The 5,906-nt window shown below is 70.4% G+C and carries 5 protein-coding genes and 1 pseudogene; 1 reads left to right on the forward strand and 5 read right to left on the reverse strand.

The genetic code is table 11. From position 1 onward, the window contains the following. The 4 genes and pseudogenes from GT042_RS24020 to GT042_RS24035 form a co-directional block, all read right to left on the reverse strand. Positions 1-448, reverse strand: a pseudogene (locus GT042_RS24020) (hypothetical protein); the annotation flags it as partial. Then, positions 430-1,158 (reverse strand): ATP-binding cassette domain-containing protein, encoded by a 729-nt coding sequence (locus GT042_RS24025; protein ID WP_161310809.1) that lies wholly within the window; start codon positions 1,156-1,158, stop codon positions 430-432. The pseudogene GT042_RS24020 and the gene GT042_RS24025, both read right to left, overlap by 19 nt. A gap of 137 nt (positions 1,159-1,295) precedes the next feature. Then, positions 1,296-2,675, reverse strand: a complete 1,380-nt coding sequence (locus GT042_RS24030) for an aspartate aminotransferase family protein (protein ID WP_161310810.1) — start codon at positions 2,673-2,675, stop codon at positions 1,296-1,298. Continuing rightward, positions 2,660-3,163 carry an Lrp/AsnC family transcriptional regulator gene (locus GT042_RS24035; protein WP_161310811.1) on the reverse strand — a complete coding sequence of 168 codons (504 nt, stop codon included), beginning with the start codon at positions 3,161-3,163 and terminating at the stop codon, positions 2,660-2,662. Before GT042_RS24035 ends, GT042_RS24030 begins: the two co-directional genes overlap by 16 nt. Positions 3,164-3,377: 214 nt before the next feature. On the opposite strand from GT042_RS24035, the gene GT042_RS24040 reads away from it, so the two are divergent. Further along, positions 3,378-4,817, forward strand: a complete 1,440-nt coding sequence (locus GT042_RS24040; RefSeq protein ID WP_161310812.1) for a gamma-aminobutyraldehyde dehydrogenase — start codon at positions 3,378-3,380, stop codon at positions 4,815-4,817. A gap of 96 nt (positions 4,818-4,913) precedes the next feature. Here GT042_RS24040 and GT042_RS24045 read toward each other — a convergent pair. Further along, positions 4,914-5,906, reverse strand: a 993-nt coding sequence (locus tag GT042_RS24045) for a serine hydrolase domain-containing protein (RefSeq protein ID WP_161310813.1), incomplete at its 5' end; no start/stop codon positions are given.

Genomic DNA, 5,906 nt, shown 5'->3' on the forward strand with positions numbered 1-5,906 from the left:
CCGCCAGCAGGGTCAGTGCCGCGCCCAGCGGCAGCGGCCGGTCCGCGGAGAGCAGGTCGGCCGCGTCGCCGTCGAACGGCATGCCCGTCAGATCGCCGCGCAGGTGCAGGAAGACCAGCAGCGCCACCGCGCTGCCGAGGGTGGTGGCCACGGCCGTCGACGCGACGGCCAGCACCGTGAGCCGGGCCGGGCCCAGGCCGACCGCGGACAGTCCGCTGCGGGGCCGGGTGCTCGGGTCGGTCCTGGCCACCGCCACCGCGAACTGGACCGTGGCGGCCAGCGGGACCAGGCACCACAGCAGCCGCAGATAGGATCCGGCCGGATGGCCCAGGGCCCAGCCGAGCGTGCACAGCAGCAGGAAACCGACCCCGGCGGAGGCCGCGGCGACCAGCAGCCGGCGCAGCAGGACCAGTGGGTGGGTGCCCCGGGTCAGACGGAGAGAGAGCACGCGTCCTGGCCTTCCGCCTCGGACGGCTGGAGGGAGCCCACCCGGCGGCCGTCGAGCAGCGTGACCGTACGGTCGGCGAGGGTCGCGACCTCCGCCTCCAGGGTCGCCAGCACCACGGTGATGCGGTGCGAGCGGGCGGCGGTGGTCAGCGTACGGAGCACCTGGGCGCTGTCCGCCTGGTGCAGGGGCGCGGTCGGTTCGTCGGCGAAGAGCACCGACGGCTTGGTCACCAGGGCCCGCGCGACGGCGACCCGCTGGCGCTGGCTCTGGAGCAGGGCGTGCGGTCGTTTACGGGCGCACCCGCCGATGTCCAGGCGCTCCAGCCACTCCATCGCGGCGGTCTTGGCCGCGCGGTGGCCGGCGCCGCGCATCAGCAGCGGCAGGGCGGCGTTCTCCCAGGCGCTCAGCTCGGGGACCAGGCACGGCTCCGGGTCGATCCAGCTGAAGCGGTCGCGGCGCAGGCGTTCGCGCAGGACCGCGTTCATGGTGTGCACGGGCGAGCTGTTGAACCAGACCTCGCCCTGGCCCGGCACCAGTTGGCCGGACAGACAGCGCAGCAGCGTCGACTTGCCGCTGCCGCGGGGGCCGTTCACGGCGAGGATGTCGCCCTCGCGCACGCCCAGCGAGACACCGGTGAGGGCGGGCGAGCCGTTGTGGGAGTAGTGCAGGGAACGAGCCCAGAGCACGTCGTTGTCCGGCGGGGCCACCATGGCGCACACCTCCACCTCGGTCGGATCGGTCTCTCGGCACGGTAGGTAACCCGGACCGGTGCGCGCACAGCACACGGCCCGGATGCCACCCTTCTCACTCGAAAGGGGGCACCCGGGCCGTCGATACGATCAGGTGATCAGAGCTTCGTCCACGCCTCCGTCAGCACCGAGCGCAGGATCCCCTCGATCTCGTCGAACGTCGACCGGTCGGAGATCAGCGGCGGCGCCAGCTGGACCACCGGGTCCCCCCGGTCGTCGGCCCGGCAGTACAGGCCGCGGTCGAACAGTTCCTTGGAGAGGAACCCGTACAGGACACGCTCGGTCTCCTCGTCGGTGAACGTCTCCTTCGTCGCCTTGTCCTTCACCAGCTCGATGCCGTAGAAGAACCCGTTGCCGCGGACGTCGCCGACGATCGGCAGGTCGTGGAGCTTCTTGAGGGTGTCGAAGAACGCGCCCTCGTTGTCGAGGACGTGCTGGTTGAGGCCCTCGCGCTCGAAGATGTCGAGGTTGGCCAGGCCCACCGCGGCCGAGACCGGGTGGCCGCCGAAGGTGTAGCCGTGCAGGAAGGTGTTGTCACCCTCGTAGAACGGTTCGGCGAGCCGGTCGGAGATGATGCAGGCGCCGATCGGGGAGTAGCCCGACGTCATGCCCTTGGCGCAGGTGATCATGTCCGGTACGTAGTCGAACTTGTCGCACGCGAACATCGTGCCGAGCCGGCCGAACGCGCAGATGACCTCGTCGGAGACGAGCAGCACGTCGTACTGGTCGCAGATCTCGCGGACCCGCCGGAAGTACCCGGGCGGCGGCGGGAAGCAGCCGCCCGCGTTCTGCACCGGCTCCAGGAAGACCGCCGCGACCGTCTCGGGGCCCTCGAAGAGGATCTCCTGCTCGATCTGGTCGGCGCACCAGCGGCCGTACGCCTCCGGGTCGTCCCCGAATATCGGCGCGCGGTAGATGTTGGTGTTGACGACCTTGTGCGCGCCGGGCACCAGCGGCTCGAAGGGCGCCTTGAGGGCGGGGAGTCCGGTGATGGACAGGGCGCCCTGCGGGGTGCCGTGGTAGGCCACCGCACGGGAGATGACCTTGTACTTGGTCGGCTTGCCGGTCAGCTTGAAGTACTGCTTGGCGAGCTTCCAGGCGGTCTCGACCGCCTCACCGCCGCCCGTGGTGAAGAAGACCTTGTTGAGGTCGCCGGGCGCGTAGTGGGCCAGCCGCTCGGCCAGCTCCACCGCGTTCGGGTGGGCGTACGACCAGATCGGGAAGAACGCCAGCTCCTGCGCCTGCTTGTAGGCGGTCTCGGCCAGCTCGTGACGGCCGTGGCCGGCGTTGACCACGAACAGCCCGGAGAGGCCGTCGAGGTAGCGCTTGCCCGTGTCGTCGTAGATGTAGGTGCCCTCGCCCCGCACGATGGTGGGCACGGGGGCGTTCTTGTACGACGACATGCGGGTGAAGTGCATCCACAGGTGGTCGTACGCGGTCTTGGAGAGGTCCTGGCTCACGACTATCGGGTTCCCCACATGTAGGTCTGCTTCTTCAACTTGAGGTAGATGAAGCTCTCGGTGGAGCGCACGCCGGGGAGCGCGCGGATCCTTTTGTTGATCACTTCCAGCAGGTGTTCGTCGTCCTCGCAGACGATCTCCACCATCAGGTCGAAGGAGCCCGCGGTCATCACCACGTACTCGCACTCGTCCATCGCCGCCAGCGCGTCGGCCACCGCGTCCATGTCGCCCTCGACGTTGACGCCGACCATCGCCTGGCGCCGGAAGCCGACGGTGAGCGGGTCGGTGACGGCGACGATCTGCATCACGCCCTGGTCCAGCAGCTTCTGCACCCGCTGGCGCACGGCCGCCTCGGAGAGTCCGACGGCCTTGCCGATCGCCGCGTAGGAGCGCCGGCCGTCCTCCTGGAGCTGTTCGATGATCGCGAGGGACACGGCATCGATGGAGGCGGAGGATCCGTTCCCGGTCCTGGACTCTGGTCTGGGATCTGCGCTGCGACTGGCCACGCAGCTCACTGTGCACTGCGACTCGACCGTCCCGCAACCCTGTAGCGATGAAATTCGTTGTTACAGGACCCCAGGAGAACCGAATCCGAAGTTGATGGGGGTCGGGCCTGTCGAAAGCGTCGACCGAGCGATTAGGCTGGGTGTCTCACCCACCGGACACCGGGCACCGGACATCTGACCGCAGGACAACAGGACATCTGACAGGAGGGTGGCAGTGACCACCGAACCGCGCCGTCTGCGTAACTACATCAACGGGGAGTTCCGGGACGCCGCCGACGGGCGGACCATCGAGGTGGTCAACCCGGCCACGGGCCAGGTGTACGCCACGTCGCCGCTCTCGGGCCAGGCCGACGTCGACGCCGCCATGGAGGCCGCCGCGACCGCCTTCCCGGCCTGGCGCGACGCCACCCCCGCCGAGCGCCAGAAGGTCCTGCTCAAGATCGCCGACGCCGTCGAGGAGCGGGCGGAGGAGCTGATCGCGGCCGAGTCGGAGAACACGGGCAAGCCGCTGGAGCTGACCCGTACCGAAGAGATCCCGCCCATGATCGACCAGATCCGCTTCTTCGCGGGCGCCGCCCGGATGCTCGAAGGCCGCTCGGCCGGGGAGTACATGGAGGGGCTGACCTCCTTCGTACGGCGCGAGCCCCTCGGCGTCGTCGCGCAGGTCGCGCCCTGGAACTACCCGATGATGATGGCCGTCTGGAAGTTCGCGCCCGCCCTCGCGGCCGGCAACACGGTGGTCCTCAAGCCGTCGGACACCACCCCCGCCTCGACGCTGCTCCTCGCGGAGATCATCGGCGCGATCGTCCCCAAGGGCGTCTTCAACGTCCTGTGCGGCGACCGGGACAGCGGCCGGCTGATGGTCGAGCACCCCACTCCGGCGATGGCGTCCATCACCGGTTCCGTACGGGCCGGCTCCCAGGTCGCCGCGTCGGCGGCCAAGGACGTCAAGCGGGTCCACCTGGAGCTGGGCGGCAAGGCGCCGGTCGTCGTGTTCGAGGACGTCGACATCGCGAAGGCCGTCGAGGACATCGCGGTGGCGGGGTACTTCAACGCGGGCCAGGACTGTACGGCCGCCTGCCGGGTCCTCGTCCACGAGTCGATCCACGACGAGTTCGTGACGGCCCTCGCCAAGGCCGCCGCCGACACCAGGACGGGCGCGGCGGACGACGAGGACGTGCTCTACGGCCCGCTCAACAACGCGAACCAGCTCGCGCACGTCTCGGGCTTCATCGAGCGGCTGCCCGCGCACGCCAAGGTCCAGGCCGGCGGCCACCGCGTCGGCGACCAGGGGTACTTCTACGCCGCGACCGTCGTCTCCGGGCTCCGGCAGGACGACGAGATCGTCCAGCACGAGGTCTTCGGCCCCGTCATCACCGTCCAGTCCTTCACGGACGAGGAGCAGGCCGTGGAGTACGCGAACGGCGTCGACTTCGCCCTCGCGTCGTCCGTGTGGACGAAGGACCACGGCCGCGCGATGCGGATGTCGAAGGCGCTGGACTTCGGCTGTGTGTGGATCAACACGCACATCCCGCTGGTCGCCGAGATGCCGCACGGCGGGTTCAAGCAGTCCGGGTACGGCAAGGACCTCTCCGGGTACGGCTTCGACGACTACACCCGTATCAAGCACGTCATGACGTCGCTCGACAGCTGACGACAGGCTGACGACAGCTGACGCCGGCCGGGATCCGGCACGACGGTGAACGCCCGGCCGCGGGACGGCGGCCGGGCGTTCGCGTCGTCTGTGTCGTTACGCGGACGGCTCCCCGAACGCCGCCACCATCAGCGACAGCGCCCTCGGGTTCATCCCCTCGCCCTTCGCGTCCGTGGCGTTGACGCTGTAGACCAGCGTGCGCGAGAGGTCGCGCGTCGCGGCGATCGCCGTCGTGTAGCCCCAGCGGCTCCCGGTCTTGCCCCACACCTGACGGCCCCCGAGCGTGATGACCGACAGGCCCGCGCTGTACGCGGCCGGCTCGCCCGAGCCGTACTGGCGCACCGGCCCGGCGGGCAGCGTGAACATCTCCGCCAGCTGCGGCCGGGGGACGACCCGCCCCCGGAACAGCGCCCGGACGAAGCGCTCCAGATCCGCCGTGCTGGAGACGAGGTCGCCCGCCGCCCAGGACTCGGTGGCGCCCCACACCGTCACATCGCGCAACTCCGTGCCCCCGCCGGGGAGGGGGAAGGACTGGTAGCCGTGGTTGTGCGGGCCGCCGATCCGAGGATCCGCGCCGGGGAAGTACGTGTCGCGCAGCCCGAGCGGACGCAGCACGCGGCGGGCGGCCTCGTCGGCGAAGGGACGGCCCGTGACCTTCTCGGTCAGCAGCCCCAGCAGGGTGTAGTTGATGTTGAGGTAGTGCTGCTGTCCGCCCGGCGCGAACTCCGGCTCCTCCGCCAGGGCCGAGGCCGCCATGTCTCTCGGGTCGTGGAGGTCGAAGCGGTGCGCGTACCGCTCCTCGGGGGTGGTCCCCGGCAGCTCGGCGGCCGGGATGCCGCTGGTGTGGTCGAGCAACTGCCGTACGGTCACCTCCCCGTACGCCGCGGGGACCAGGTCCGGCAGGTAGGAGCGGACCGTCCGGGCGAGGTCGACCTTGTGCTCGGCGGCCAGCTGGAGCACCACCGCGGCCGTGAACACCTTCGTCACCGAACCGGCCCGGAAGCGGGCGTGCGGGTCGGCGGGCGCGCCCGAGGCCAGATCGTGCACCCCCGCGCTGCCGCGCCACACGCCGTCGGTGCCGCCGACCCG

Source organism: Streptomyces sp. SID3212, assembly GCF_009865405.1.
In the GTDB taxonomy this organism is placed as follows: domain Bacteria; phylum Actinomycetota; class Actinomycetes; order Streptomycetales; family Streptomycetaceae; genus Streptomyces.

Excerpts from the sequence above, each read along its gene's own strand:
- GT042_RS24025 (WP_161310809.1), bottom strand. The coding sequence starts at position 1,158 with ATGGTGGCCCCGCCGGACAACGACGTGCTCTGGGCTCGTTCCCTGCAC.